The sequence below is a fragment of the Hymenobacter sediminicola genome (genome assembly GCF_014250515.1).
Classification (GTDB): domain Bacteria; phylum Bacteroidota; class Bacteroidia; order Cytophagales; family Hymenobacteraceae; genus Hymenobacter; species Hymenobacter sediminicola.
Map to the genome: position 1 here is coordinate 2084577 of NZ_CP060202.1, position 26690 is coordinate 2111266.

23 protein-coding genes are annotated in these 26690 nt (G+C 56.6%); 11 read left to right on the top strand and 12 right to left on the bottom strand.

Annotated elements, in window-relative coordinates:
* The first annotated feature begins 31 nt into the window (after positions 1-31).
* Positions 32-640 (top strand): MiaE family protein, encoded by a 609-nt coding sequence (locus tag H4317_RS08815; protein WP_185889751.1) that lies wholly within the window; start codon positions 32-34, stop codon positions 638-640.
* An 80-nt stretch (positions 641-720) separates the two neighbouring features.
* Positions 721-1182: a hypothetical protein gene (locus tag H4317_RS08820; RefSeq protein WP_185889752.1), complete on the top strand. Its 462-nt coding sequence runs from the start codon at positions 721-723 to the stop codon at positions 1180-1182.
* A 21-nt stretch (positions 1183-1203) separates the two neighbouring features.
* Here the strand turns inward: H4317_RS08820 and H4317_RS08825 are convergent, their stop codons facing one another.
* Both H4317_RS08825 and H4317_RS08830 read right to left on the bottom strand, forming a co-directional pair.
* Entirely contained in the window at positions 1204-3033 is a 1830-nt protein-coding gene (locus H4317_RS08825; RefSeq protein ID WP_185889753.1) for a glycoside hydrolase family 2 protein, read from the bottom strand.
* Between the two features lie 212 nt (positions 3034-3245).
* A complete protein-coding gene (locus H4317_RS08830; RefSeq protein WP_185889754.1) occupies positions 3246-4529 on the bottom strand; it encodes an asparagine synthetase B in 1284 nt (427 codons plus the stop codon).
* 245 nt (positions 4530-4774) lie between these two features.
* Here H4317_RS08830 and H4317_RS08835 point away from each other — a divergent pair, with 245 nt between their 5' ends.
* Both H4317_RS08835 and H4317_RS08840 read left to right on the top strand, forming a co-directional pair.
* A complete protein-coding gene (locus tag H4317_RS08835) occupies positions 4775-6013 on the top strand; it encodes an ABC transporter permease (RefSeq protein ID WP_185889755.1) in 1239 nt (412 codons plus the stop codon).
* Positions 6014-6830: 817 nt separating this feature from the next.
* The gene (locus tag H4317_RS08840) at positions 6831-7460 is read left to right on the top strand and encodes a hypothetical protein (protein ID WP_185889756.1); all 630 of its coding nucleotides are present in this window, start codon (positions 6831-6833) and stop codon (positions 7458-7460) included.
* 100 nt (positions 7461-7560) lie between these two features.
* On the opposite strand, the gene mtaB is transcribed toward H4317_RS08840, so the two are convergent.
* From mtaB to H4317_RS08855, 3 genes are all read right to left on the bottom strand, one after another.
* Positions 7561-8901 carry a tRNA (N(6)-L-threonylcarbamoyladenosine(37)-C(2))-methylthiotransferase MtaB gene (mtaB, locus tag H4317_RS08845; protein WP_185889757.1) on the bottom strand — a complete coding sequence of 447 codons (1341 nt, stop codon included), beginning with the start codon at positions 8899-8901 and terminating at the stop codon, positions 7561-7563.
* Positions 8902-8991: 90 nt separating this feature from the next.
* Positions 8992-9351, bottom strand: coding sequence for a hypothetical protein (locus tag H4317_RS08850; protein WP_185889758.1), 360 nt, complete (start codon positions 9349-9351; stop codon positions 8992-8994).
* A 30-nt stretch (positions 9352-9381) separates the two neighbouring features.
* Complete coding sequence (locus H4317_RS08855) at positions 9382-11244, bottom strand: LTA synthase family protein (RefSeq protein WP_185889759.1); 1863 nt, start codon at positions 11242-11244, stop codon at positions 9382-9384.
* A gap of 319 nt (positions 11245-11563) precedes the next feature.
* Here H4317_RS08855 and H4317_RS08860 point away from each other — a divergent pair, with 319 nt between their 5' ends.
* The gene (locus H4317_RS08860; protein ID WP_185889760.1) at positions 11564-13753 is read left to right on the top strand and encodes a glutamine synthetase III family protein; all 2190 of its coding nucleotides are present in this window, start codon (positions 11564-11566) and stop codon (positions 13751-13753) included.
* Positions 13754-14144: 391 nt separating this feature from the next.
* Here H4317_RS08860 and H4317_RS08865 read toward each other — a convergent pair whose 3' ends face one another.
* Complete coding sequence (locus tag H4317_RS08865) at positions 14145-14552, bottom strand: hypothetical protein (protein WP_185889761.1); 408 nt, start codon at positions 14550-14552, stop codon at positions 14145-14147.
* Between the two features lie 347 nt (positions 14553-14899).
* Here H4317_RS08865 and H4317_RS08870 point away from each other — a divergent pair, with 347 nt between their 5' ends.
* The gene (locus H4317_RS08870) at positions 14900-15331 is read left to right on the top strand and encodes a hypothetical protein (RefSeq protein WP_185889762.1); all 432 of its coding nucleotides are present in this window, start codon (positions 14900-14902) and stop codon (positions 15329-15331) included.
* Positions 15332-15370: 39 nt separating this feature from the next.
* Here the strand turns inward: H4317_RS08870 and H4317_RS08875 are convergent, their stop codons facing one another.
* Positions 15371-15742, bottom strand: a complete 372-nt coding sequence (locus tag H4317_RS08875; protein ID WP_185889763.1) for a hypothetical protein — start codon at positions 15740-15742, stop codon at positions 15371-15373.
* A gap of 100 nt (positions 15743-15842) precedes the next feature.
* Complete coding sequence (locus tag H4317_RS08880) at positions 15843-16343, bottom strand: hypothetical protein (RefSeq protein WP_185889764.1); 501 nt, start codon at positions 16341-16343, stop codon at positions 15843-15845.
* 147 nt (positions 16344-16490) lie between these two features.
* On the opposite strand from H4317_RS08880, the gene H4317_RS08885 reads away from it, so the two are divergent.
* Positions 16491-17468 (top strand): NAD(P)H-quinone oxidoreductase, encoded by a 978-nt coding sequence (locus tag H4317_RS08885; RefSeq protein WP_185889765.1) that lies wholly within the window; start codon positions 16491-16493, stop codon positions 17466-17468.
* Between the two features lie 123 nt (positions 17469-17591).
* Complete coding sequence (locus tag H4317_RS08890) at positions 17592-18269, top strand: NAD(P)H-binding protein (protein WP_185889766.1); 678 nt, start codon at positions 17592-17594, stop codon at positions 18267-18269.
* Positions 18270-18341: 72 nt separating this feature from the next.
* Here the strand turns inward: H4317_RS08890 and H4317_RS08895 are convergent, their stop codons facing one another.
* From H4317_RS08895 to H4317_RS08905, 3 genes are all read right to left on the bottom strand, one after another.
* The gene (locus H4317_RS08895; protein WP_185889767.1) at positions 18342-18959 is read right to left on the bottom strand and encodes a thioredoxin family protein; all 618 of its coding nucleotides are present in this window, start codon (positions 18957-18959) and stop codon (positions 18342-18344) included.
* Positions 18960-18988: 29 nt separating this feature from the next.
* Complete coding sequence (locus tag H4317_RS08900; RefSeq protein ID WP_185889768.1) at positions 18989-19474, bottom strand: TlpA disulfide reductase family protein; 486 nt, start codon at positions 19472-19474, stop codon at positions 18989-18991.
* 87 nt (positions 19475-19561) lie between these two features.
* Positions 19562-20761: a lactonase family protein gene (locus tag H4317_RS08905; protein WP_185889986.1), complete on the bottom strand. Its 1200-nt coding sequence runs from the start codon at positions 20759-20761 to the stop codon at positions 19562-19564.
* A gap of 162 nt (positions 20762-20923) precedes the next feature.
* Between H4317_RS08905 and ispG the strand changes: the two genes are divergently transcribed.
* Entirely contained in the window at positions 20924-22909 is a 1986-nt protein-coding gene (gene ispG, locus H4317_RS08910; protein ID WP_185889769.1) for a (E)-4-hydroxy-3-methylbut-2-enyl-diphosphate synthase, read from the top strand.
* Positions 22910-23188: 279 nt separating this feature from the next.
* On the top strand, positions 23189-23728 hold the full coding sequence (locus H4317_RS08915; RefSeq protein ID WP_185889770.1) for a hypothetical protein: 540 nt from the start codon (positions 23189-23191) through the stop codon (positions 23726-23728).
* A gap of 74 nt (positions 23729-23802) precedes the next feature.
* Here the strand turns inward: H4317_RS08915 and H4317_RS08920 are convergent, their stop codons facing one another.
* Positions 23803-25860 (bottom strand): HelD family protein, encoded by a 2058-nt coding sequence (locus H4317_RS08920; protein ID WP_260625868.1) that lies wholly within the window; start codon positions 25858-25860, stop codon positions 23803-23805.
* A gap of 140 nt (positions 25861-26000) precedes the next feature.
* Here H4317_RS08920 and H4317_RS08925 point away from each other — a divergent pair, with 140 nt between their 5' ends.
* Positions 26001-26663: a Rossmann-fold NAD(P)-binding domain-containing protein gene (locus H4317_RS08925; RefSeq protein ID WP_185889771.1), complete on the top strand. Its 663-nt coding sequence runs from the start codon at positions 26001-26003 to the stop codon at positions 26661-26663.
* Positions 26664-26690 lie beyond the last annotated feature (27 nt).

Here is a 26690-nt window from a genome sequence, read left to right on the forward strand (position 1 = left end):
ACCAGTTGCCGACGTACAGCTATTCTACCTTATGTACCCCAAGGACAAGGAAAAAACCATCCTCAAGCTCAAGCTTAATACCGACCCGCGCTGGGTGGATATTGCCAGCAAGAACATCGAGGATATACTCGTCGACCATGCGTGGTGCGAGCAGAAGGCGGCCAGCACCGGCATCAGCATGATTATTCACTACCCGGAGAAAACCCGCCTCGTGGATGAGCTGACGGATTTGGTGGCTGAGGAATGGAGCCATTTTGAGCGGGTGCTGCTGGAACTGCGCAAACGCGGCCACCAGCTGGGCCGCCCGCGCCGCGACGAGTACGTGGTGCAACTGCTGACGCATGTGCGCAAAGGCGGCCCCCGCGAGCGGCAGCTTATGGATCAGTTGCTGGTATCAGCCCTGATTGAGGCGCGCAGCTGTGAGCGGTTTAAGTTGCTCTGGAAGCATATTCCGGACCCTGAGCTAAGCAAGTTCTACTATGAGCTAATGGTATCCGAAGCCGGCCATTTTGTGAGCTATGTGGAGCTGGCCAAGGAATACTGCGACCCCAAAGAGGTAGAGGTGCGGCTGCAGGAGCTACTAAAGATTGAGGGTGAAATAGTAACCAGCTTGCCCGTCCGCGACGACCGGATGCATTAATTCTCACTGGCCCACTTATGTTTGCCTTTGCCGTTGCTGGGCGTTGCGCTATATTGGACGTGTTTTATCTTTCCTGACGCATGAAGAAAGTAGTGTTGAGTGCTTGGTTGCTGCTACCAAGCCTGGCTTTTGCGCAAACCAGCTCCCCCGAAGCCACGCTTAATTTCTGTGGCGTCAACCTGACCGTTCCGGCTGGTTGCACGCCGGAATCAAAATATGAGCTCCGCTGCGACAACTACCAGCTGGGCTGGCTCTATCTCGACCGGGGCCAGTTGCTGCCGGTAGTGGAAGACCTGGTGCGTACGGAGAAGAAAAAACACAAACCCGCCGAACAGCAGGTGTTCGACGGGTTTATTCTGGATATGCCGGCGAAGGGCTACCGGCTCAGCTACGCAACGGAAACCGGCCTGGCGTACCAACTCATTTTCTACGGGACTGCCAAAGGCCAGCCCGTTGTGGTGCAACTGACATTAGGCTTCGACCCTGAAAAAACTGCTGATCTGCCGGAAGTAGCCCGCCAGATTGTGCATCTTTCAAAGTAGCCCAGCCCTAGGCCGCACCCTTTACGGTTCTATTCGGGAGCGTAAGAGCCCAGCCGGCACATCAAGGGCGCCGGTATACGGGTCAATCAGGCCATTACGCTCATCTTCGATGTTGGTGGCTTGCGTGTAGACGTCGCCGGCAATGGAACGTTTGCGGAGCTCTTGCTTGAAGAGGCGAATATTCTCGGCACGGGTGGCTGAGTCCTGGGGGCCGCCGTAGTCGGGGAAGCCGAAGCCGCCCCACTCGCTGACGATAAGCGGCACTTGGCGGCGGTAGAAAAATGGGTCGCCGACGACGAGTGGAAAGGCGGCGGTGCCTTCCATTTCACCCATCACCAGCCGGTCAAGCAGTTCTCTCCACCGGTTCAGGTCAGGAGTGTAAAGGTGAGCCGTCAATAGGTCTGACTTTAGGCGACCGAGCCAGGAAATATGGTGCCAGCCATCATTATCCACCACCAGAAACTGCGGATAGGCTATCTGCATGTAATGGTACATATCGACGATGTACTGGCGGGTTTCGGGGTTGGTAGCAATGTCCTGGGCACCCCAATCCTCGTTGTAGAGGCTCCAGATGACAACAGAAGGATGGGTGCCAATCAGCGCAACCATGCGCAGAAGCTCCTCGCGGTGGTTCTGGCGGCTGCGAGGGGTAGAGCTGTGTGGGCTCGGTACTTCCACCCAAAGTAGCAGGCCCAACTCGTCAGCTAGGTTATAAATGCGCGGATCGACCCCGGCAATATGCACCCGTACGAGGTTGCACCCCAGCTCCTTCATGGCGTGCATGTGCTTCTGCATCTCATCGTAGGTAGCGCGGCCGGGCTGGTAGAGGATGCCGTCGAGGTAGATACGCTGGTTGTTGAGGTACACGTAGGCTCCACGGGCTTCTATTTTGCGCAAGCCAAAGTGCGACTCAATCTGGGCCACGTAGCCTTCCGCATCAATCAGCTGTGCTACCAGCCGGTATAGCCGCGGCTCTTCCGGCGACCATAGCTGCGCGCCGGGTACTTCCATTGCTACGCGTTGTTCCCGTTGGCCGGCCTCCAGGCGTAGCGGGAAATCGGAGGAAGCCAGTGGCTCGGTAGCTGCTGGGTCGCGGTCAAATACCTGTAGCCGTATCACGTAGGCGCCCGGGTCATGAATGCGGAGTGTCAGGTTGAAACGCACCAGTTGGTCTTCTACCAGGCTGACTATTCCGACACGGGAGCGAAGGCGGTTGCGCTCTACCATTTCCAGCCACACGCTGCGCACGGCCCCGGTATAGGTCTGGTACCAGATGCCCCCACGCTTGTACACATGCGACTCCTGCTTGCCGCGCGGCGTTTCGGCATCCATCGTATCGGCAATGCGCACCGTGAGGCGGTTGACGGCCTGTAGGCTTTCTTCGCGCAACTCGTACGAGAAGGATGTGTAGCCGCCGTAATGAATGTCTTCACCTTCGATGGTGCGCAGCTGGCGGCCATTGAGCCACACGCGGGTTTCGTAGCCGCAGGCCCCAAACGTAAGTTGCAGCATCGACCGAATCTGCTCCACGTCGCGCTCCGGGCGCGTAAACTCCCGCTCGTACCACACTACCACCTTGTCGTGCCAGGTGCCGGGCTGGCCTTTGGCTTCCGCTATGTGTGCCTCTACGGCTCCCGGCCATTGGGCCGTATACTCATAGCTGTGGCCCAGATGCCAGCCGTCGCGCAGTCCGCTATCCGTCGTGTCGATGGCAAAATTCCATTCCCCATCCAGCAACTGGTAGTTGTTCATCCGAAGCACGGCCCGGGGCAGCGGATTGTCCAGTGACGCCGGCTGAAAATCTTCTTCTTGGCTCTCAGAAAGACCGTAGTTGGGATGATCAAAGCTCATAAGCAGTATGCATGGGGTGAAATTTGGCCCTTACGGGGATGCATCCGCACTAACGGCCTGCGCGCAGTCTGCGTTGCGACGTTGCCCAAAAGCTCCCATGGCGCCACCCACTACCTAGCAGCCAAAAAGCAGCCAGCCGAAACCCCACTGAGGTTTCGGCTGGCTCTACTAGGCACACTTCAAACTGCCTGCTCGTTCAGTATTAGTCAGGATCAGGTTTTCTGCTTCTTCTTTTTGGCCGCCGGAAACAGCACATTGTTGAGAATCAGGCGGTAGCCGGGGGAGTTGGGGTGCAGGGCCAGGTCGGTGGGCTCTTCTTCCACCAAGTGTTGGTAGTCTTCGGGGTCGTGGCCGCCATAGAAAGTCCAGGTGCCTTTGCCTAGTGTGCCGTGCATGTAGCGGATTTCGCCGGAAGCCTTGTTGTCACCCATCACCACCACATCCGATTTCACGAGGCTCTTGCGGAAGGCCGTGGTTTGGCCCATAAAGCCCTTGATGGTCTTCTCGTGGTCCTGGGTAAGCATGGTGGGCACCGGGTCGTACTTGGCCGAGAAGGTGAAGAGTTGGAAATAGTCGTTGTCCTCGTACACGCCGCGTTCCTGGGGCTGCATGTCAATGTTGCTATACTCGTACTGGTACGGGTCGCGCACGAGCTGGAAGTCCTTGAAGGCCAAGGTTCGGTTGAAGTTGAGCTTGGACTGAGCAGCCGGGTCGGCCGGGTCGCCGTCGTACATGCTTTCCACCATGTCTACGCCCAGCCCGGCCAGCGCAATATCGTAAGTGTCGGTGGCCGAGCACATAGCAAACTGGAAGCCGCCGCCCGCAATAAACTCCTGCATTTTCACCACCACGGCCGCTTTCATCTGGCTTACCTTCGTGAAGCCGTGGCGTTTGGCTGCCGCTTCGGAGTCGCGCTGTTGCTGCTGGTACCAGGGCCGGTTGCGGTAGGAGGCGAAGAACTTACCGTATTCGCCCGTGAAATCTTCGTGGTGCAGGTGCAGCCAGTCGTACTTGGGCAGCTTGCCGTCCAGTACGTCATCATCGTAGATTTCGTCGTACGGAATTTCGGCGTAGCCCAGTACCAGCGTCACGGCGTCGTCCCAGGGTTGCTTGCCTTTGGGGGTGTACACCGCAATTTTGGGCACCTTCTCCAGCTTCATCACATCCATATTGGCGTTGGGGTCGGCTATTTCCGACAGGATGCTGGTGTATTGCGCCCCCGAAATCACCTGGTACGTGACACCGCGTACGGCCATTTCATTCTCTACGCCGGGCGCTACTTCGCAGGCGAAAGAGCCGCCGCGGTAGTTCAGCAGCCATTCTACCTCAATCTGCTTGCCCAGCAGCCAATACGCAATGCCGTAGGCTTTTAGGTGCTCCTTCTGGGTGTTATCCATCGGGATAAGCACATGATTGGCCCAGGCACCCAGCGGGGCCAGCCAGGCCAGCAGCAGGAGCACCAGCAGGGTGCGGTAGGTAAGCAAGGTATTTTTCATCGGACGCGTAAGGGCAAGAAGATAGGCGCTGTCCCCGCAACGGGCAAGGTAGGCTTCTTGGTTCGGGCAGGAGCGGAAATAACAGCGCTGGCGGGCGTGACGGCAAATTTTGCCAGGGCCGGTAAGGGAAAGATAACGCCTTTTGCCCGGAGGCTGCATATACGGCCGCACTAGGGCCGGTGCGCTACCGTGCGGTGGCCGCAAAGCCACCGCAATTCCTTAGCTTAGCCACAATTTTTCGATGTATGGATCTGCTGGAAAACATCAGGGAAGCTTTTCGCTCCATTAAGAGCAATCTGCTGCGCACCGTTCTGACGGCGCTCATTGTGAGCATCGGAATTATGGCGCTGGTCGGAATCCTCACGGCCATCGACGCCATGAAGTATTCGCTGAACCAGACCTTTGCCAGTCTGGGGGCCAATTCCTTTGAAATGAAGGCGAAAGGCTACACCAACCGATTCCGGCGAGGCGGAGTGCAAGGGCGCGTGTATCCGCCCATTAGCCTGCTGCAAGCCAAAAAGTACAAGCAAACCCTCGGCGACGAGGCGCAGGTAGGGGTTTCGGCCTTTATATCGGGTGCCACGGAAGTGAAAGGCAACGGCCAGAAAACCAACCCCAATATCCAGGTAGTTGCCGGCGACGAAAATTACCTGCAGATCCAGAGCTATAACCTGGGAACGGGCCGCACGTTTTCGCCGCTGGAGCTAGACAATGGCACCAACGTAGCCATCATTGGTTCGGAAATTCAGGAAAAGCTGTACCCCTCCGAAAGTCCGCTTAGCAAGTACGTGTATTTGCTGGGGCGGCGGTTTTTGGTGGTAGGCGTGCTGGAAAAAAGTGGTAGTAGCGGCCAGGGTGGCGGCGCCGACCGGATGGTGCTTATTCCGCTGGAAACCGGCAACCAGATGCCCCGGCAGCGTGCCCTCACCTTCGACGTGAAAACCGCTACCACTCGTCCTGGCGAGTTGAACTACCTCACGGGCCAAGCTACCGGCATCATGCGCGCCGTGCGCCACGACCAGCTTGGGCAGGAAGACAGCTTTGAGGTAGAGCGTTCCGACTCCATGGCTGCCAAGCTCGATGAGCTTTCGGGCGGGCTGAAAGTGGGCGGCTTTCTGGTCGGCTTCGTAACGCTGCTGGGCGCCAGTATTGCCCTGATGAACATTATGATGGTGTCGGTAACAGAGCGGACCCGCGAAATCGGCATCCGGAAGGCACTAGGCGCTACCTCGCTCCAAATCCGGCAGCAGTTCCTCATCGAAGCCATTGTAATCTGTGTGCTGGGTGGCTTGCTCGGCATTCTGCTGGGCGTAGGTGGTGGCAACCTGCTCACGCTGTTCATGGACCAGGGCGCCTTCATTGTGCCGTGGCTCTGGATGTCGATGGGATTGGTAATCTGCATCACGGTGGGGCTGGCCTCGGGCTACTATCCGGCCAGCAAAGCCGCCGCCCTCGACCCTATCGAAAGCCTGCGCTACGAGTAGGAACGGTACGGTTGTACCTGCCATGTGCAACAGGTTTGGCGGCATCGGGCTTATACACCGCACTAAAAAGGAGTCCTGCCACGTACGGCAGGACTCCTTTTTTAGTGTACAGTTAGTTGAACTTGGTGATGAGTGGGAGAGGAGGTGCCACCGCCGACCTATCAATCTGGGTATGCGCTTTTATCGATGAAATCAGTCTGCTTACTAGGCCAGTTCACAGGTGAGTAGAGTAACGATACGACCTGAAAACCGCTCCAACCCGGCCCGCCCTGGCACCCGGGGTAGAGCGTGTGAAGTACTGATAAGTCGGTAGAAATTGGTGTTAGGTATTGAGTTGTAGAGCAACGGCCGGAGTCTAGCAGAACCAGTTGCTCACTATCTCATGCTGATCAGCAAACCAGCTACTCTCTATTTGTCATGGTTTAGTAATGGATTTATCAGCGCCTATAAGTTGGCGCTTCCTCAAACTGTTACTCGGCGTCTTCGGTATGAAAGGGTAGGGGCTGCCAACTCGGCGCCTATCTCAGGGGTCTCTCCGGCCACTTAGAACGGCAACAGCTTAGGATACTATTTCGGCCCAGTATAACGCATGAGAAGATAGTGAAGGATAGAGCTGCGACGTATCGGAGTTGCACTGCGTGCCGATGAATTGCTGTGCTTCTACTCAGGAGACAAAGCGCGTGATGATCCAGCATTTCTACTCAACGACTGGTTATGATTTTAGCAGCCTAATGCAGTGCCGTAGCGGCATAGAAAAGTGTGAGAGTAGAGTGTAATTGTTTATATACATTTGTATAATAAAAATCCATTTGGACTCATGGCACAATCAGCAACAGTAGGGCAGCGCTTTGTACAGCTTATTTCTCATTTGGGTATAAGTAAAAACGCATTTGCTAACTCCTTAGATAAGACAGCAACAGTTGTCCAACACCTTGTAGAAGAGAGAAATAAACCTGGATTTGACCTTTTATGTAAGGTGTTTGAAGTATATCCAAATGTATCAAAAGAGTGGCTGATACAGGGATATGGGCCAATGCTTATTTCCGAGGTTGAAACGCCTGCTACGGCGCAACCAGTTGGCTCTGCCACTCCGGCCGCCCATGCTACGCCGCAAGCTGTTGCGCCTGCTGCGACAAAATCCGTGTCCAAACAAGATGAGCCAGCAGATATAGTGACTACCGTTCCTCAGCCGGTATTGGCTTCGGGTAACGAGGGAGCCGGTGAAGTGCCTGCACCTGTTACTGCATCTGCTACTACTGTGCCCTCTGTACCGCCCACATCAGTTGTGGTGGCTGCTCCAGCACCGGAGGCCGCGTGGCAGACTGCTCTCTACACGCAGCAGATGGCTCATCAGCTAGCTATGGCCGAACTTCGCAACCAACATCTGCAGGACCAGCAGCGCCTCATGCAACAAATGCTGGACCTCATGCAACGCAAGCTAGGCTGATATGAGCTGAGCCGCATCCATAAAGACCACTTCTACCGAAAACGCCCCTCAAATACGTACGTGAGGGGCGTTTTCGGTAGAAGAAGTGCCTAAAACGGCGCTAATGCTGGAACACTTCAATTCCTATTTCCTCCGCTTCCATCAGATTCTGCGGAGTTACGGCGGAGAGACGCAGACGCTTCAGTTCTCCGACCAGCAGAGGATCGTATTTAGCCGTTACGCGGATATAATTAGGAGTAAAGCCTTCCATCTGGCCGTTGGTCACATCATCTTCGAAGAGCACGGCTGTTTCCAGGCCTACGTGCTGCTCATAGAAATGCCGCTTTTTCTTCTCCGAAAGACCTCGCAACTGGGTAGTCCGCTCGTGGCGGTGGCGGTCCTGCACGCGGCCCGGCAGGGTTGGGGCCAGCGTGTTTTCGCGCTCCGAGTACGGGAATACGTGCAGATAGCTCACGTCTAGCTCATTTAGAAACTGGTAGGTGGTCAGAAATTCTTCCTCCGTTTCGCCCGGGAAACCCACAATAACGTCAACTCCGATGCAGGCGTGCGGCATAACCTCCTTGATCAGCTGCACCCGTTCCACGTACAGCTCGCGCCGGTAGCGGCGGCGCATCAGGCCCAGAATCTTGTTGGAGCCCGACTGCAGCGGAATGTGGAAATGCGGCATAAACCGCTTCGAGCGAGCTACGAACCGAATAATCTCATCCGACAGCAGGTTGGGCTCGCAACTGCTGATGCGAAACCGCTCGATGCCTTCTACTTCGTCAAGCGCCTGTACCAAATCATAGAAAGTTTCCTTCCGCTCGCGCTCCGGCCCTTGCAGGCCAAAGTCGCCGAGGTTTACCCCCGTCAGCACAATTTCTTTCACGCCTGTTTCGGCCAGCTTCTGTACGCGTTCCACTACGCTCTGCACAGAGTCGGAGCGGCTGTTGCCGCGCGCCAAGGGAATGGTGCAAAACGAGCAGGAATAGTCGCAGCCATCCTGCACCTTCAGGAACGTGCGGGTCCGGTCGCCGTAGCTGTGCGCGGCATGAAACTCCGTGGCTTCCGAAATAGGCGAGGCGAATACCTGACCCGGTTGCCCGGCGGCGGGCTTCTGAAAGCTCGCCAGCGTTTCTACCAACTGAAATTTTTCGGCGGCTCCCAGCACGGCATGTACGCCGGGTATTTCCGCAATTTCCTGGGGCTTGAGCTGGGCATAGCATCCCACAATGGCCACAAATGCTTCCGGGTTGTGTTTTAGGGCCTCTTTCACCACCTTCCGGCACTTCCGGTCGGCGTGGTCCGTGACGGAGCAAGTATTGATGATGTAGATATCAGCCGCGTCCTCGAAAGAGGTTTTTACGAAGCCGTGCTCCTCAAACTGCCGGCCAATGGCCGACGTTTCGGAGAAGTTGAGCTTGCAGCCCAGCGTATAAAAGGCAACTTTTCTCGTTTCCATAAGCAAGGGCGCAAAGATACGGCGAAGCCGGGGTTTCCCATATGTCAGCCCAAGAAAGCCCTGACAATCATAGGTTCAGACTGCCGGTGCCTACGCAGGTAGCCGTTGCTGCACTAAGGCCATCAGGCTCGCCAGATCTGCTTGGTTCAGCTCAGCCGGTGTAAGAAACTGCTCCCAGTTGCCGCCGGCATTTCGCAGGAAGGCGGCCGGCAACGGCCACTGGGTCAGTTCGGGGTACTGCGTGCGCAGCTCGTCGCGGTGCAGAAAAATAGGGGTGACGGGCAACTGCCGTAGAAAAGCCGCCCACTCCGGCCGCATGGTAAAGGCGCCGTACGTGAGGGCGCACAAAGAGCAGGAATAGGTGGCCGGAGAGAGGGTTTTGTGGAGCGTGTCCAGTACTCCGTTCAGTACGCCGGCGTTGGCATTGTACACGAAAAGCAACTCTCTCATGAAACTCGAAACAGCACCGATGCTAGATGTTTATTTGGCCAGGTAATCTTCCATGCTGAGCTGCTCATAAGCCTGCCCTTGGCGCAACTGCTTGTCTGGTACACCCGGGGTACGGCTGGTTTCGCGGCGCGAGATATTGTCGAAGGTAAGCGTGCCAGCTGGCGTCACGAAACCGAATCCATCGGTGTAGCAATAGAAGGCCGATGGCTCCTGCACGGGGCGCAGCAAGTCACGGCTCCAGCGGTAGGCCGTGGTGGGCAGCCGGAGCTGGGCCAGCAGTGTGGCCGCAATATCGGTTTGGGAGCCGAGGGTGGAAAGGACTCGGCCACGGACTTCGGGCCGGAGGGCGCCACCGGCCAGCACCAGCGGAATCTGGAATTTGGCGGGTTCTTCCGCCTCATTGAAACCGGGCAGCGTGTGGCCATGGTCGGCTACCAGCACTAGCAGCGTGTTATCGTACCAAGGCTGACGCCGGGCCTCCTGCAGAAAGCGTCCCAGTGCCCAGTCGGTATAATACACGGAGTTGCGGAACAACGCTGTTTCGTCGGAGCCCCGGAATTTGCGCGGAATGGGTATCTCAAACGGCTCATGGCTGCTCAGCGTGAAAGCAGTAGTGAAAAATGGTTGCCGCTGTGTGCGCAGGTCTGCCAGCACCCTATCAAACAATATATGGTCGTGGGCACCCCATTTTGAGTTTTGCTGGCTTTTCGGGAAGTCAGACCGCTCCGTGAGTTGTTCATAACCCGCCGTCATGAGGTAGCTTTTCATGTTGGCAAAAGCCAGCTCGCCTCCATAATAGTAGTGCGAGCTATAGCCCGCTTGTTTCAGCGACTGGCACAAGTGCGGCAGCCGCTCGGTTTTGCGCGGAAACTTAATGATGCTGCTTGGAGTGGGCTGGCTGGGGTAGCCCGAAAGCAGTGCCACTAGCCCTTTCTGGCTCCGGTCGCCGGCCGCATAGAGGTTACTGAAGAGTACTCCGGTGCGGGCCAGGCTGTCGAGGTTGGGCGTAACGCCAGCCTCGCCGCCGGTGCAGCCCACAAATTTGGACGTGAAGCTCTCCAGAATAATGAATACCACATTAGGCCGGGGAGTACGCAGAAGGCTGGTGAAGGCCGTCGGAGCGAGAGTATCAGTATAGGTATAGAGGGGGCGTACGAGGTTGCGGCTAACACTATCAGTCAGGAAATGGTAGCGGCTGGCGTCCGTGCCACTCAGTGTCAGGGCATTCACCACGTTCCAGGGCAGATTCACGGCTGCATGGTTCGCGAATGGCTGATTGGAGAAATACACGTCGCTCTGATTCACCGGAATCTGCTGCACCCCACCGCGCAGCGGTACAATCAGCAGCGCTGCGTAAAGCAAACTCACCAGCGCCGCCCGGCCCCTGCTAAAGCCCGCCGGGAGCAGGGGCAGCGTGCCCACTACCTTAGTATATAGGAGATACCCCAAAGCCAGCAAGCCTATGAAAGCGCCCAGCAACAGCAACAGCGGGGCGCTACCTGCTGAGGCCGCCATTTCGGCCGGCGAGTTGAGGTACTGCAGAGGAGTAGTATCCAGGCGAAACCCCCAGGTCCGGTACAGCTCCAAGTCAATGGTAGTTAGGAACGCTACGACAACGCCCACAACGGCTGTGTAAAACCGCACCAACCGGTCGAGGCCGAAGCGGCTGCCCAGTAGGCTGCCACCCAGTACTAGCACAAACGGAACCAGACTGATGTATGCGGCTGCAGAGGCATCCAGCCGCAGGCCATATCCCGCTATGCCAGCTACAGTGCCGACAGACAGCAAGGCTGTTTTGCTGAAATGATACAGCAAAAACAGTCCTTTAGATGCCAGGAAGAAGAGCAGCCAAAACAGGTAGTAGCGCGGCTGAAACGCGAAGCGGTTTCTCACCTAGCAAAGGTAGGGGCAGTTTAGTGTGATTGCGCTTTCGGTTAAGCTTTTGAAACTACAGTCTCACTGCGGGTACTAGTGACTACTTACTTATCACATCGGTCTGCTGTTCCCTGTTTATACAAAAGGGGGTGTGCTTTCAAAACGGATAGTATTTCGAATAAATACTCTATTTTAGCAAGGGGTGTTACATTAAATAGGTGTAAAGACAATAAAACGGCCTTAGTTGTGAAGGGGGTATTTGGAAATTACAGAAACACCGTTGATCTTTGCGAGCAGCAAACCTACCCAACCTCAAAATCCCCCGCTTACCTCTTTCATGGCAATTCTCCGCTTTAAAGCACTTGAACTGGTTGACCAGCGCCAGCCAATCACAGTTGAGAGCAACGGTGAACGTCGCTCTGACAGCTTCGGCAAGAACGTCTTCAACCTGGATGCAATGCGGGCCACTATGCCCGGCGAGTATTTCAAGAAGCTGCAAAGCGCCATCAAACTGGGCAGCCCGGTAGAGCGTAGCGTGGCTGATGCCGTAGCTTCGGCGATGAAAACTTGGGCCATGGCTAAAGGTGCAACGCACTATACGCACTGGTTTCAGCCGCTGACCGGCGCTACTGCCGAGAAGCACGATTCGTTCTTTGACTTGAATTCGGACGGTCGTCCGATTGAGAATTTCAAAGGTTCCGCGTTGGTGCAGCAGGAGCCGGATGCTTCTTCGTTCCCGAACGGCGGTATCCGCAACACGTTTGAGGCCCGCGGCTACACTGCCTGGGACCCTACTTCGCCAGCATTCATCATCGAAACGGCAGGTGCTAAAACGCTCTGCATTCCCACAATTTTCGTGGCGTATACGGGGGAGGCTCTCGACTACAAGGCCCCCCTGCTGAAGTCGCTGGCTTCGCTGGAGAAAGCCGCTGTGGATGTGTGCCAGTACTTCGATAAGGATGTGAACCGCGTGAACACCACGCTGGGCATCGAGCAGGAGTACTTCCTCGTCGACCGTGCCCTGTACAATGCGCGCCCTGACCTGGTAATGACCGGCCGCACCCTGTTTGGGCACGCGCCAGCCAAAGGCCAGCAGCTTGATGACCATTACTTTGGCTCTATTCCGACTCGCGTACACGCCTACATGCTGGAGTACGAGGAGGAAGCCAACAAGCTGGGTATTCCACTGCGTACGCGCCACAACGAAGTAGCGCCGCACCAGTTCGAGTGCGCTCCTACCTTCGAAGACGCCAACCTCGCCGTCGACCACAACCAGCTCCTGATGGACATCATGGAGCGAGTTGCCGACAAGCACAATTTCAAAGTGCTGCTGCACGAAAAGCCGTTTGCCGGCGTGAATGGTTCGGGCAAGCACAACAACTGGGCAATGAGCACCGACACGGGCGTTAACCTGCTCGCGCCGGGCCGTCGCCCCAAAGAGAACCTACAGTTCCTAGCCTTCTTTATCACCACCATTAAGGCTGTGGACCGCTACGCCGATTTGCTGCGCTCCAGCATTGCTTCGGCCAGCAACGACCACCGCCTTGGTGCCAACGAAGCGCCGCCGGCTATCATGTCGGTGTTCGTGGGCTCAATGCTGAACTCGGTACTGGATGAACTGGAGCGCACCGCTAAAGTGCCTCTCGACAAAGGCGACAACATCTACCTCAAGCTCGGCATCGATAAGATTCCGGCTATCCTGCTCGACAATACGGACCGTAACCGCACGTCGCCGTTTGCCTTCACCGGCAACAAGTTCGAGTTCCGGGCGGTAGGGTCATCGGCTAACTGTTCGTCGGCCATGACTACGCTCAACACTATTGTAGCTGAGCAGCTGATTGACTTCAAAACTTCCGTCGATGCACTCATTGAGCAGGGCAAGAAAAAGGAGGTAGCCATTGTAGAAGTGCTCCGCGAGTACGTTATCAGCTCCAAGAAAATCCGTTTTGAGGGCAATGGCTACTCAGACGAATGGAAAGACGAAGCCGAGAAGCGTGGGCTGTCGAACATCCCTACTACGCCCCAGGCGCTGGACGCCATGGTTGAGCAGGAAGCTTCCTCCTTGTTTGAGCGGCACCATATTTTCTCGCACGTCGAGCTGCACGCCCGCCACGATATTCTGCTGGAAGACTACATCAAAAAGATTCAGATTGAAAGCCGCGTGATGGGTGATTTGGCCATCAACCACATCATTCCTACGGCCGTAGCTTACCAGACCAAGCTCATTAACAACGTGCGCGGCCTGCGAGAACTGGGCCTCGATGATGAGAGCTCAGAAGTGACGGTAAATACCATCAAAGCTATTTCGCGCCACATTTCAACTATCAAAACCCAGGTAGATGGAATGGTGAATAGCCGCAAAGTGGCCAACAAGATTGAAGACACGCGCGAGCGGGCCATTGCCTACTGCGACACTGTCAAAACGCATTTCGATACCATTCGCCGCTCCGTTGACAAACTGGAGCTGATGGTAGCCGATGAGGACTGGCCTTTGGTGAAGTACCGCGAACTTTTGTTCCGGCACTAAGCCAAGGACAGAATCGGGCCGGAGTTGGGTGGGAATTTTCTCCGTGCATCGATTTCAGAAAAGCCGTTTCCGGGTGGGAGCGGTTTTTTTTGTGCCCTGCCTACACGCTGGCACAACACAACGGCCTTATATGCTATATAGCAGGCCGTTTTGTTGTACCAGCTGTGTAGCTAGCCTTCTGTCAGGCCATAACGCTTGGTTCTGCGGCTCTTTTCTCGTAGAGTATGGAATTGCCAGACCCATGTAGAAAATAGGGCTGTTCAGGATAACTAACGTTTTTCTTTCAATTATTAGCCGACTGAAACAGGAAGGGGCTTCTACACAGCGTAGAAGCCCCTTCCTGTTTCAGTCGGCTATAACCCATCACTGCCCGCCAAGGGCGCTACTGCACTTATGAAGTTCTGGACAGTTGCTGGGGCAGTTCGTCAAGCTGGCTGTGTTGCAGAAACTGGTTCTCATCCTGCCAGAAGGCTCGGCATTCGTTCCGTAGGTTTTTCAGTAGGTCTTCCTGCCGCCGGAGGGCGCGCCACTCACCCATGCCAAGCTGTTCGCAGAGCTTGTAGAAGGTGTCGCCTTGGCCTTTGTGGCCTTTCACTTCTACCAGGCAGCTCAGAATAGGGCGGCCGGCTGCATACTCAGCCATCGAAATGTCGGCTAAGAGTTCTTTCAGACGGCTCTTTTCGTGAGAATTATCTAAGTTCAACCCTAAGTCGGCTTCCTGAATCAGATTGAGGTAACTGGTAGTACCTACCTGGTGCCGAGCAAAGAGAATCAGGTGTTTTCTAATCCGGTCAAACATGGTGGCTGAGTTGGTTAACGGGGCGGAAAAATGGTAAAAAACATACATGCTGGCCCTGGAAATAGGGAGCAGTGTGTAGTAGTTTCCCAAAACCGTACCAACCTGGTCTAATCAGCGCACAGGGCTTGTTAATGCATATTCTTTTTCGGGTATACTTCGGATAGGGTCGCCAGAGAAGAAAAGGATAATGCGAGAACGGCTTATAGTAAATATGAATAAAAGATGATGCGCATTGGCCTGTGATGTTTCGGCACAGGGCAATACAACCCGCAACACCGCTTAATATCTTCACCGAGCTAGTATGCGCGCACTGAAGCGCACATCCAGCAGGAATATCAGCATCAGCTATGACAAGTAAATTGTCCAGTAAAGGAGAAACAGCACAAGATTCGCTGGAGGTAAGCAGCACCACACTGACGCCTGCCAGACGCCGACGCCGGCTGGAAGGCGCAGTAGTGACTACGGCAACGAAGCTGCTGCCGCTAGTAGAGTTGCTTGATGCCATCCAGCCGCACGTCACGAATGAGTCGGTGTTTCATACACGGCGGATGAAAATAACAGCCCAGATGGCGCTGGCTTATGCCCAGCTAAAAACCGAGCGGCCAAAGCGAAAGAAATTGGCTCTGGCCTTCCGGACAATAGGGGAGCTGGTGCTTGAAGAAACCCGTGACATCAGCCGGGATGAGCTGAAAGAGGCCGCGAAAGAGTTTGTGCTGGCAACAGTCAAAAATGCCCCAGCGCTTATCAGCGCGGCGCATCAGGCCAAATTGCTCTCCTGACCCCTAAAGCAACCTACGAAACAGCTGCACACTGCTTAGTTAAGTAAAAGGAACCAGCGCGGCTAGTAGGGTAGTGGTAGCCTGCCGCCAGCTGGCATAGGGCCAGATGATATTGCCTGCTATGTATGGCTCCGTTTCCAGCTTCACGGCTTCCAGCCAAGCAATAAGCGCTTTTTTGGCTGGCATAGGCCAGTCGGGCTGCGAAACAGTTGGCCACTGTTCATCAGGCCACTGCTGCAGAAAATATTCGGCCTGATCGGCAATACGGGCTAGGCGTGCCGCGGCATAAGGAGCATTGTGCTGAATGTGACGGGCACTCCGATATAGAGTGCGGAGTTCCCGGGTCAGGGGGAGCGTGACCTGCGCAACCTGCGCGGGATTGTGTTCTTCCGGTGTGTTCATCTGGCCCATTTACGATAGGTAAAAAGGCCCCGGATTTACTCAAAAAGGCAAAAAACACTAAAAATTCACAAGGGAATTATCCTGCCAAAAGCTGCGTTTACCCCTGGTTTCAGCTCGGCAGTTGGCGTGGTAATTCTGTGTCATCATCAAGCAGCTCGGCGCTGGTACCATGGTCGGGGGCTAGGCGTTTCCAGACGGCTAGCTTCAACTCGTCGAGGCGACGCAGGCTGTCTTGCACCGTGCTATGGGTTCGGATTTTCTCGAACAGGCCCGTTTTGTGCCCGACCTTCATCATCTGTTCCAGCACGAACGGCAGAATCCAGCCTACCACACTGGAAGCCAGCACTCCACGCAGCCCAATGCGCACCAGCAAGCGGGCCGCCATACGCTCCAGCAGCAAGGCACGAGCAGCAGGAAGGGCCTTATTGGTCAGAAAATCGACCACCAGCTGCTGGTTTCCCTTCTTGATTTCAGCCCGCAATACCTCCTGAATGGCCTCCAGAGCAGACGCTACCGCTTTGCGAAACAGGCGGCCCGTTTGCCAGGCGGCCATACCTGTAAGCTGGCCGGCTGTGCGGAGGAAATGGGGAAGTAGGCTAACTTTTTTCATGGCTGAAGCAAGTACGGAAAACCCCGACAAACAGACGACGGCCGGCCACCTGTACAACTCGCCAGCCCATGGGCTGCGTACAGGGCAGCACACAGCGCTGTCTGCGAGGTGCATTTTCGTATCGTCTGCCATTTGTTCCTGCTCTTTATGAATGCCATTGTAATCACGACCCCCGGCGGCCCTGAGGTGCTACTGCTTCAGGAGCGCCCTCAGCCGGAACCGGCTGCACACGAGGTGCTGGTTCGGGTGCATGCGGCTGGCATCAACCGCCCCGATGTGCTGATGCGGCAGGGAAAGTACGCCGGAGCCGGAGAGGTAGCCGGCTCGATTCCTGGCCTGGAAGTAGCCGGAACAGTAGAAAAATGTGGTTCGGCAGTGAGCCGCTGGCAGCCCGGCGACCGGGTGTGCGCGCTGCTGGCAGCTGGTGGCTATGCCGAGTACGCCACCATAGATGCCCGCCATTGTTTGCCCATTCCCGACGGTGTAAGTTTTGCAGAAGCCGCTGCCTTACCAGAAACAGTATTTACGGTGTGGCACAACGTGTTCCAGCGCGGGCATCTGCAGCCCGGCGAACTGCTACTGGTGCACGGCGGCAGCAGCGGCATCGGCACTACGGCTGTGCAGCTGGCCGTAGCGCGTGGTAGCCGCGTGGCGGCCACCGTAGGCAGTAGTGCTAAGGCCGAAGCGGTGCGGCAGTTGGGTGCTGATCCGGTTATTAACTACAAAGAGCAGGACTTCGAGGAGGCGGTGCGCGCCGCTGGAGGGGCCGATGTGGTGCTGGATATGATAGGTGGCGACTATACCGCCAAAAACCTGCGCCTGCTCCGCGACGATGGCCGCCTAGTGTTCATTAATGCCATGCAGGGGGCTGCGGCTGAGTTTAATGCACTGGACATTATGCGCCGGCGCCTCACCATTACGGGAAGTACCCTGCGGCCGCGCTCTGCAGAGTTTAAGGCCGCGCTGGCCGCTGAAGTGGAGCAGCAGGTGTGGCCCCTGCTTAGCCAGGGAAAATTGCGGCCGCTGCTCTACCGCACATTTCCGTTGGCGGAAGCGGCTGCTGCCCACCAGCTGATGGAAAGCAGCTCCCATATCGGAAAAATAGTGCTGCTAGTACAGCAATAGAATGCTTTAAGCAGGGAGGCGGCGTCTAGTATTCAACGAAACCCTGCCACCTCCGTACAAAAAGACTTTTTCTCTGCTTACTGTGGCAGCTTTGCTGCCACTGCCTTTCTCTGGTTTCGCTCTATGCAAACTGCATTACTTATTGGGGCCACTGGCCTTGTCGGCGACTACTTGCTACGGCAGTTGCTTTCCGATTCGCGTTTCGACCGAATAAAAGTATTCACCCGCCGGCCTACGGGCTACCAGAATCCCGGCAAACTGGAGGAGCATCTGATTGACTTCGACCAGCCCGAGCAGTGGCAGCATCTGCTAACCGGCGACGTCCTTTTCTCAGCGCTTGGTACCACGCTCCGGCAAGCTGGCGGCAATGATGCCCAGTACAAAGTAGACTACACTTATCAATTCCGGGTGGCGGAAGCCGCGGCGCAAAACGGCGTGAAAACGTATGTGCTGGTCTCGTCGGCCGGTGCCGATACAGAGGCGTTTGTGTTCTACTCACGCATGAAAGGCAAGCTGGAGCAGGATATCAAGCGGCTGCCGTTTCAGCGCATCCGTATCCTGCAGCCCGGTATGCTGGCTGGCCACCGCCATGAGCCGCGCCTGGCTGAGCGGCTGGCCCTGCCGCTGGCTGCCCTGGCTGGCTACCTGCCTGGTTTGCAGCAGTACCGCCCCATCCACGGCCGCGAAGTGGCCCAAGCCATGGTCAATGCCGCTCTTGACGAAAAGCCCGGTGTACAGACCGATACGCTGGAAGGTGTTTTCCGGCGCGCAGAAAACGGCTCAAGCAATTCAGCAGTTTAACATACCTCATCCAAACAAAAAGAGCCAGCTCGAAAAGCTGGCTCTTTCTATTTGGGCAACGGCAGGCGTGGCCTAGGCTTTCTTCCATTTGATGGTGCAGCCAATGGCTTTCGTTGAATTAACAGTAGCTGGCTTGCCTGCCATAATATCGGTCATGGCGTTTTCGAGGTACTTGGTCTTTACCAGCTTGGCATCTTCCGAGTTGTCGTCGATGGCCCCAATATAGCTCACCACAAAGTCCGCGCCCTTGCGGCTGAGTACGTACAAGTGCGGAGTGCGGGTGGCACCGTACTGCTTGGCTATTTCCTGCGACTCGTCCTGCAAATAGGGGAAGGCATACTTTTTCTCTTTGGCGCGCTTCTGCATTTCCGCAAAGGCGTCGCCGGGCACCACAGCCGGGTCGTTGGGGTTGATGGCTACCACCGGGTAGCCCTGCGGCGCGTATTTGGTGTTCAGATCCATAATTCGCTGTTCGTAGGCTTTGGCGTAGGGGCAGGTGTTGCAGGTGAATACCACGATGTACCCCTTGGCGGCTTTGTTGTCGGCCAGAGAAACCAGCTTGCCGTCCACGTTTTTCAGCTTGAAATCCGCGGCTTTATCGCCGACCTGATAGCCAGGAGATGCCGTCCGCAGCACGAAGCTGCTCAGGGCCAGCAAGCAGAGAGCCAGAAGAGAAAGGAGCTTTTTCATGAGGATGAGTTAGAGAAAGTGGAAAATGACTACTTCAGAAACTGTTGCAGCGCGGCCGTAAGCTCAGGCTGCGTGAATTCCTTCTCGAATGTTGCGCGCTTCTGGCGCTTGTTGTTAAGCATCAAGGTAAACGGCAGCGCCCCCGACCATTGCGTATCCACCTTGTCCATCCAGGAGTTGGGGTCGGTTTCGTTCAGCAGCACCACCTCTGATTTCAGCCCGCGCTTTGCCACAAACGGCTTCACTTTCTTCTCCAACTGCGACACGTAGTCGGTACTGACCAGAAGTACCTTCACCTTCTGGCCTGCATAAGCGCGGCTAAGCTGCTCGAAATGAGGTAGCTCCTTTACGCAGGGTGCGCACCAGGTGGCCCAGAAGTTAACGACGTAGGTGGTGTCGTTGGGTCGGCTCAGGCGCTTCTGCAGCTCCGGCAGCTTAATGACGGCCACCTGCTGCGCCCGGCCGGGCAGTGCCAGCAACAACGTGGCCAGTGCTAATACGAGGAGTTTGCTCATGAGGTAAAGTAGGCTGCAGTATCAGCTCATAGACAGCCGACTGCAGCGGAAGTTGCCGGAAGCGCCCAAAACCTTAGCCAAATTCGGCTACGCCAGAAAATCAGGGACTACCTGCAGGCACACCGGCGCGGGCACTTCCACCGCCGCGCCTGTTGGAGTTAGTAGGCCGGTTTGGGCGTTGATGAAGTACGTGACGATGTTGTTAGAATTCTGGTTGGCTACCAGCAGAATAGCGCCGGTGGGGTCGATGGCGAAGTTGCGCGGCGTTTTGCCCTGGGTGCCAACATGCTGCACCGGCGTCAGACGACCCGACATAACATCAATGGCAAAAACGACTACACTATCATGGCCGCGGTTGGTGGCGTACACAAACCGGCCGTTCGGGGCCACGTGGATATCGGCGCAGGTATTAGGTCCGCTGAAGTCGGTGGGCCGGGCCGACAGCGTGTGCAGCTCGCGGAAAGTGCCCGCCGTGTTATCGTAGGCCAGCGCCGAAACCGTCGAAGTCAACTCGTTGGTGAGGTAGGCCCAGCGGCCGTTGGGATGAAAGGTGAGGTGGCGCGGCCCGGCCCCAAGCTGCGTGGTGAAAGCAGGAACAGGCAGCGGCACAAGGCTGCCCTGTCGGGCATCGAGCTTGTAGCCGAGCACCTGGTCGGTGCCCAGATCCACGGCAAAGGCAAAGCGGTTGGCTGGGTCCGGAATGATACAGTGGGCGTGGGCCTCATTCTGGCGGTTTTTGTTAGGGCCGGAGCCGCGGTGCTGGTCGGTAGCCGACGCGGGGCGCAGCTTGCCGTTGCTGCTCTCAATCGGGAGCAGGCTTACACTGCCGCCGGCATAGTTTGCTACCAGCGCGGCCCGGTTGGTACGGTCGAGGCTGATATAGCAGGGCCCCGAGGTGCCCGAAGGCTGCTCGTTGAGCCGCGTGAGGCTGCCGGTGCGCCGGTCGATGGAAAAGGCTGTAACAAAACCGCTCTTCGCGCCCTGGTATTCGTTGATTTCGTTGGCGGCGTACAGGTACTGCTGCCTGGAATCGAGAGCCAGAAAGGCCGGATTTTCCCCGCCTTTTTCGGCTCGCAGGCGGGTGAGGGTACCAGTAGCAGGAGAGAGGCGGTAAAGGAAAATGCTGTCGGTTCCGGGCTTGGCGAAGGTGCCAACATACACCAGATAGTCCCGGCTTTTGCGGCCGGCCGCAACCGCCGGCCAGCCGGCGAGTGCCAAGGGCAGAGCAGCCACGGCCACGCACGAGAGCTTTAGAAAATGGCGGCGCGAGAATTTCGGGACGAGCATGCGGACGGCTGGTTGCGGAGTGGAACGTCAGGCAGGCAAGGTAGCCAATTCGGCCGCTCACGCTGAGGGAACTTGCCCGGCAGATTACTGCCGAACGTAGCAGCTACCTTGTACCTTTGCCCGCAACCGCAACTTTCGCCTTTCGCCGCCGGTTTTCCTTCTATGAACAAGACGTATTGCCCCAGCCTCACCGAGTATAAGCGCCGCCTCAGCCGGGAAGTCAAAATCGGCGACCTGCCTATGGGTGGCCTCAACCCCATTCGGGTGCAGAGTATGACCACCGTGGACACCATGGACACGCTGGGCTCGGTGGAGCAGACACTGCGCATGGTAGAAGCCGGCTGCGAGTATGTGCGCATCACGGCGCCCAGCGTGAAGGAGGCCCAGAATCTGCTCGAAATCAAAAAGGAGCTGCGCAAGCGCGGCTGCAATGTGCCCCTGATTGCTGATATCCACTTCACGCCCAACGCCGCCGAGCTGGCTGCCCGCATCGTAGAGAAAGTGCGCGTAAACCCCGGCAACTACGCCGACAAGAAGAAATTCGATTTCATTGAGTACACCGACGTCACGTATCAAGATGAGGTAAACCGCATCCGGGAGCGGTTCCGGCCGCTGGTCCAGATCTGCAAGCAGTATGGCACCGCCATGCGTATCGGCACCAACCACGGCTCCCTCTCCGACCGGATTCTGAGCCGCTACGGCGACACCCCGCTGGGCATGGTGGAGTCGGCGCTGGAATTTTTGCGCCTCTGCGAGGAAGAAAACTACTACGACGTGGTGCTGAGTATGAAGGCCAGCAACACGCAGGTGATGGTGCAGGCCTACCGCCTGCTGGTGCAGAAGCTTGACGAAGAAGGCCTGCAACCCTACCCGTTGCACTTGGGCGTGACGGAAGCCGGTGAGGCGGAAGACGGCCGCATCAAAAGCGCCGTGGGCATCGGCACGCTGCTCGAAGACGGCCTCGGCGACACGGTGCGCGTGAGCTTAACTGAAGCTCCCGAAGCCGAAGCCCCGGTGGCCAAAGCCCTGATTGACCGATATACCACCCGGGCAGCGGAGACGAAGCCAATAACGCCGGTTACTGAGGTGCCCATCGACCCATTCCAGTACCACCGCCGCATCACGCGCGAGGTGCTGAATATGGGCGGGCAGAACGTGCCCCGCGTGATGGTGGACGTATCGCGCCTCTCATCAGTAGAATATGCCGATTTGCGCGCGGTGGGCCATTTGTATTCGGCCTTCCTCGACAAGTTTCAGATGAACGACTTGGGGGCCGACTACCTCTATAGCGGCCAGCGCCCCGTGCCGTTTATGCTGCCCAATGGCCTCAAGGAAGTGGTAGACTACGCCGCCTGGCTCGATGCCGGCCAGCGCTCCGACCATTATCCGGTGCTCACTCAGGCTGAATATGCCGCCACTGGTATCCGTCATTCGGAGCTGAACTTCGTATTCCAGAACCTGGATTCGCTCACGCCCGCTACACTGGCGCAGCTCCGCGACGACGCCACGGCCGTCATTATCCTCTACACCGACAACGCCCATGCCATGCCCGAAATACGCCGCGCGTTTTTCGAGCTGCTGAACCACGGCATCACCAACCCGGTCATCATCAACCGCCAGTACCCAGCCCTCACGCCCGAGCAAACCCAGCTCTACGCTGCTACCGACGTGGGCGGCCTGCTCCTGGATGGCCTCGGCGACGGGGTAGTACTGAGCACCGAGCTGCTGCCGGAGCGGAGTAAGGAAGAGTGGCTCCAGACGCTGGACCAGCTGAATCAGCTCAGTTTCGGCATTCTGCAGGCGGCCCGCACGCGCATGTCCAAAACGGAGTACATCAGCTGCCCCAGCTGCGGCCGGACCCTGTTCGACCTGCAGGAAACCACCGCTATGATCCGCAAGCGCACCGACCACCTCAAGGGCGTGAAAATCGGCATCATGGGCTGCATCGTGAACGGCCCCGGCGAAATGGCCGACGCCGACTACGGCTACGTGGGCGTGGGCAAAGGCAAAATTGCCCTCTACCGCGGCCAGGAAGTCATCAAGAAGTCTGTGCCCGAAGAACAAGCTGTAGACCAGCTCATCGACCTCATGCGCGAAGACGGCCGCTGGGTGGAAAAGGAATTGGTTGAGGAGCCGGTGGTAGGGTAGAACAGATGCTGGACTTTTATTTTATAGATGATGAGCAACCTAGCCCTTACCCGCTTACGCACTTGGAGTATGCTGGTGGACTTGAAGACCATGAATTTAATCAGGCGCAACATGCAGACATCATCGAAGAGGATTTGAGTTTCTTTGATGACTTTCGCTGGTCAAGTTCACAGGTAAAACAGAAGTCAGCTCAGCTTCACAGCATTAAGAGCAAACAGTTTGCTACTCTGCAGAAGATGCTACTAAGGGCCATAGAATTGAATTACGGAGTAATAGCTTTTGGTGATTAAGCAAAGTGTGCCCCTGATGGATAGCGAAAAAATGCGCCACGCCTTGGTGGCCGCAAACCTTGATGTGAAACGCCGCGCTGAGCCGTTGCGAAATGAAAATCTGCTGCTTCTGCAACGCATCGGCGTAGAGCCGGAAGCCCAACAGTTCTTTGCCGAATTCTCTTTTGATGAAGAAGAAGTGGAAATAGGCTCATTCACCTATCAGCAGGCAAACTGCCTTAAGAAAAACCACGATTGGGAGGACGATTTTCAGCGGGCATTGCAAACCAACCTACTACTGGTCGGCAGCGCGCTGAACGGGGATTTGGTCGTTTTGGATTTAATTGATTACCAGGCCGGTATTCTGTTTCATGACCACTTCTGGGAAAATGAGGACGAGGAGCCCAGAAAGTACCTGATTAAGATGCAGTGCTCCTTAGGAGAATTGTACTGGAATTCGTTGAACCTGAAGGACTATCCTATCGATGCCTACGAAGCTGCCGCCTACACGGGCTCTGCGTTTACAGGCTATGCGGAAGACGAGGATTGAAATATTCAGGAATAAATAAACTGCGCTGCTCACTTCTAGAACCACCACAAGACCACCGCGTTGGTAACACCACCTCAACCAACCAAGAACCCAGTCAGCTCCCCCGTGTACGTCAGCGTGAGATGGTGCATGGCCCGGGTGCAGGCCACGTAGAGCATGCTCTTATCAACTTCTGTCTTGTAGGTGCGGGCCGAGGCAAAGGGCACGATAACGGCGTCGAATTCCAGGCCCTTCGCCAAGTGGGCTGTGGTGATAATGCTGCCTTCCTTGAAGGACGTGGACTCATCCGTGAGCAAATGCACGTCGGGAGCCTGTAGGGCTTCGTAAGCCTGCTCAGCCTGAAGGAGGGTTTTGCAGATAATGCCCAGCGAGTGGATGCCGGAGCTTCTGAAGGCCGTAATCAGCTGCTGAATAGTTTCCAACTCCTCGTCGCGGCTATGGCAGCGCCGGATGTCGGGCTCCGGGCCGTGCCGTTCTAGGGGTAGGATGTGAGGGTTGGGCATAAGGCGCTGCGCGAAGGCCGTAATTTCAACGGTGGAGCGGTAGCTGCGGTAGAGCCGCACGATATCGGCCTGCGGAAACACCCGCTCGATAGTCTCGGCGGAGGAAGCGCTGTACGGATTTACGGTCTGGCTGACATCACCCAAGATGGTTTTGCGGCAGTTGAACAACCGCGACAATACAGCGTACTGCACCGGCGTATAGTCCTGCATTTCATCCACCAGCAAGTGCTTGACATGGTCGTAGGCAGTGAGGCCTTCCAGGCGCAGGCGCAGATAAATCAGGGCAAACACGTCGGCGTATTCCAGGCGCTGGCCCATTCGCAGTAGCTCGGGCCGACCAATCCAACGGTAAAAATCCCGGTACAACTCCAGCACGTTGTTCAGCTTGAACATGCGGGGAATGGCTTCGCCAATCGTGGCTTTCTCCCGGCCGGACAGCTTACGCTTGGTAGCGTCCCGCACATACGCCCGCACGTCTTCCGCAACCAGTGCAAACCGTTTCAGGAGTGGTACCCGGTGGTAGCCTTTAAATTTCTGCTGAATCAGCGCGTGCGGCACGAGGGTAGGACCCACGCGCAGCTCCGTCACGTTGAAATAGGTATTCTCGATGTGCAGCAGATACTGATTCAGCTGGCTGAGAAATTCAAACGACGACTTAAACCGGAGCCGCTCTATGAAAGCCGCGTCGTGATGATCCAGCAGCGCCGATACCTGCTCGAAAAAGGTCTGAAACGGGTAGCGGTTGTCGAGCAGGTCGGCGGCCAATTCTTCCATCCCCAGCTCCGGAATATGCTCTTCCCCTAGCTCAGGCAGCACGTTGGAGATGTAGTCGGCGAAGACCTTGTTGGGCGAAATGATGAGGATGTCTTTGGCCGCAATGGTTTCGCGGTAGCGGTACAGCAAAAACGCAATGCGGTGTAGGGCAATGGAGGTTTTGCCGGAGCCAGCCACGCCCTGAATGACCATCACCTGGGCCGTTTCGTTGCGGATGACGGCGTTTTGGTCGCGCTGAATCGTCGCGACGATGTTCTTCATCTTATCGTCCGAGGACTTAGCCAGCTCCCGCTGCAGCACGTCGTCGTGAATGTTCACGTCGCTGTCGAGCATAAACTCCATCCGTCCGTCGCGGATTTTGTATTGGCGCTTCAGGTCAATAGTGCCGTGGATGGTGCCGGATGGCGTGGCATAGGACGCTTCTCCCAGCTCGAAATCATAGAACATGGACGCAATGGGCGCGCGCCAGTCGTAGATCAGGTTCTGGCGCCGCTGCTCGTCGAAGAACGAATGCACGCCGATATAAACGGGCGCAGCCGGTGTATTGCCGCTGGCAAAATCGACGCGGCCGAAGTAGGGCGACTGGCTGAGCTTGAGCAGCTTGCGCTTGCGGGCTACAGCAGCCCCGCCCGTAAAAGCCATCCGGTCGATGGATTGCCCGGCGGCCACCATGTCGGCCTCATCCATGCCAGATTGGTGCTCGTGGATGTACTGCTTTTTCTGGCGAAGCTCGTCGGAAAACTGCCGGACGGAATCATCTACCCGCTTTACTGCCAGCATCAACTGCTCCTTCATTTCCTCCAGATACTCTCGCTCTTCCTGTTCGGTGGCGTTCATCACGTGCGGCTGTTGCATACTATACCGCAAAGATGACTGCAAATTTCGGTCTGGAAGAACCGGGATACTGATTCCGTTGGCGTTACCCATCATGTAGTAGGGTGCGTGACGAGCAATGCCGTGTAAAACATCCGCGTTGCTTATGCGTCTGCTCCACTATGAAACTACGCGTGATATTGACTGGCGCCACCGGCATGGTGGGCGAGGGGGTGCTGCTGGAATGTTTGAACGACCCGGAAGTGGAGCAGGTGTTGAGCATCAGCCGCCGGCCCAGCGGCCGCAGTCACCCCAAGCTGCGGGAAATCCTCCACAAGGATTTTCAGAACCTCACGCCCATTGCTGGTCAGCTGGCGGGGTACAACACGTGCTTTTTCTGCCTGGGCGTGTCGTCGGTGGGGATGAAGGAGCCCGAGTACCGCCGCTTCACCCACGACCTTACGCTGCACTTTGCTCAAACCTTGCTACCCCAGAACCCCGACCTGACGTTCTGCTACGTGTCGGGCGCCGGTACCGATGGCACCCTGAAAAGCGGGCAAATGTGGGCGCGTGTGAAGGGCGAAACTGAAAACGAGTTGCGGCAGATGGGCTTCCAGCAAGCGTACATGTTCCGGCCGGGCTTCCTGAAAGCGACGCCGGGGCAGCAGCATGTGCTGTCGTACTACAAGTATTTCGGCTGGCTGTATCCGGTAGTGCGCGGGCTGAGTCCGAAGTACGCGTCAACGCTGGCGGAGCTGGGGCAGGCCATGCTGCACGTAGCACAACGCGGCTACCCCAAGCCGGTGCTGGAAGTGCCGGATATTGTGGCGGCGGCGAAAGGATAAACGCCGCTCAGGAGGACAGGAAGCAGG

What these genes read in the sequence shown, in the direction of transcription:
- H4317_RS08815 (WP_185889751.1), top strand. Translation starts at nt 32, where the DNA reads ATGTACCCCAAGGACAAGGAAAAAACCATCCTCAAGCTCAAGCTTAAT.
- H4317_RS08820 (WP_185889752.1), top strand. Translation starts at nt 721, where the DNA reads ATGAAGAAAGTAGTGTTGAGTGCTTGGTTGCTGCTACCAAGCCTGGCT.
- H4317_RS08825 (WP_185889753.1), bottom strand. Translation starts at nt 3,033, where the DNA reads ATGAGCTTTGATCATCCCAACTACGGTCTTTCTGAGAGCCAAGAAGAA.
- H4317_RS08830 (WP_185889754.1), bottom strand. Translation starts at nt 4,529, where the DNA reads ATGAAAAATACCTTGCTTACCTACCGCACCCTGCTGGTGCTCCTGCTG.
- H4317_RS08835 (WP_185889755.1), top strand. Translation starts at nt 4,775, where the DNA reads ATGGATCTGCTGGAAAACATCAGGGAAGCTTTTCGCTCCATTAAGAGC.
- H4317_RS08840 (WP_185889756.1), top strand. Translation starts at nt 6,831, where the DNA reads ATGGCACAATCAGCAACAGTAGGGCAGCGCTTTGTACAGCTTATTTCT.
- mtaB (WP_185889757.1), bottom strand. Translation starts at nt 8,901, where the DNA reads ATGGAAACGAGAAAAGTTGCCTTTTATACGCTGGGCTGCAAGCTCAAC.
- H4317_RS08850 (WP_185889758.1), bottom strand. Translation starts at nt 9,351, where the DNA reads ATGAGAGAGTTGCTTTTCGTGTACAATGCCAACGCCGGCGTACTGAAC.
- H4317_RS08860 (WP_185889760.1), top strand. Translation starts at nt 11,564, where the DNA reads ATGGCAATTCTCCGCTTTAAAGCACTTGAACTGGTTGACCAGCGCCAG.
- H4317_RS08865 (WP_185889761.1), bottom strand. Translation starts at nt 14,552, where the DNA reads ATGTTTGACCGGATTAGAAAACACCTGATTCTCTTTGCTCGGCACCAG.
- H4317_RS08870 (WP_185889762.1), top strand. Translation starts at nt 14,900, where the DNA reads ATGACAAGTAAATTGTCCAGTAAAGGAGAAACAGCACAAGATTCGCTG.
- H4317_RS08875 (WP_185889763.1), bottom strand. Translation starts at nt 15,742, where the DNA reads ATGGGCCAGATGAACACACCGGAAGAACACAATCCCGCGCAGGTTGCG.
- H4317_RS08880 (WP_185889764.1), bottom strand. Translation starts at nt 16,343, where the DNA reads ATGAAAAAAGTTAGCCTACTTCCCCATTTCCTCCGCACAGCCGGCCAG.
- H4317_RS08885 (WP_185889765.1), top strand. Translation starts at nt 16,491, where the DNA reads ATGAATGCCATTGTAATCACGACCCCCGGCGGCCCTGAGGTGCTACTG.
- H4317_RS08890 (WP_185889766.1), top strand. Translation starts at nt 17,592, where the DNA reads ATGCAAACTGCATTACTTATTGGGGCCACTGGCCTTGTCGGCGACTAC.
- H4317_RS08895 (WP_185889767.1), bottom strand. Translation starts at nt 18,959, where the DNA reads ATGAAAAAGCTCCTTTCTCTTCTGGCTCTCTGCTTGCTGGCCCTGAGC.
- H4317_RS08900 (WP_185889768.1), bottom strand. Translation starts at nt 19,474, where the DNA reads ATGAGCAAACTCCTCGTATTAGCACTGGCCACGTTGTTGCTGGCACTG.
- H4317_RS08905 (WP_185889986.1), bottom strand. Translation starts at nt 20,761, where the DNA reads ATGCTCGTCCCGAAATTCTCGCGCCGCCATTTTCTAAAGCTCTCGTGC.
- ispG (WP_185889769.1), top strand. Translation starts at nt 20,924, where the DNA reads ATGAACAAGACGTATTGCCCCAGCCTCACCGAGTATAAGCGCCGCCTC.
- H4317_RS08920 (WP_260625868.1), bottom strand. Translation starts at nt 25,860, where the DNA reads ATGCAACAGCCGCACGTGATGAACGCCACCGAACAGGAAGAGCGAGAG.
- H4317_RS08925 (WP_185889771.1), top strand. Translation starts at nt 26,001, where the DNA reads ATGAAACTACGCGTGATATTGACTGGCGCCACCGGCATGGTGGGCGAG.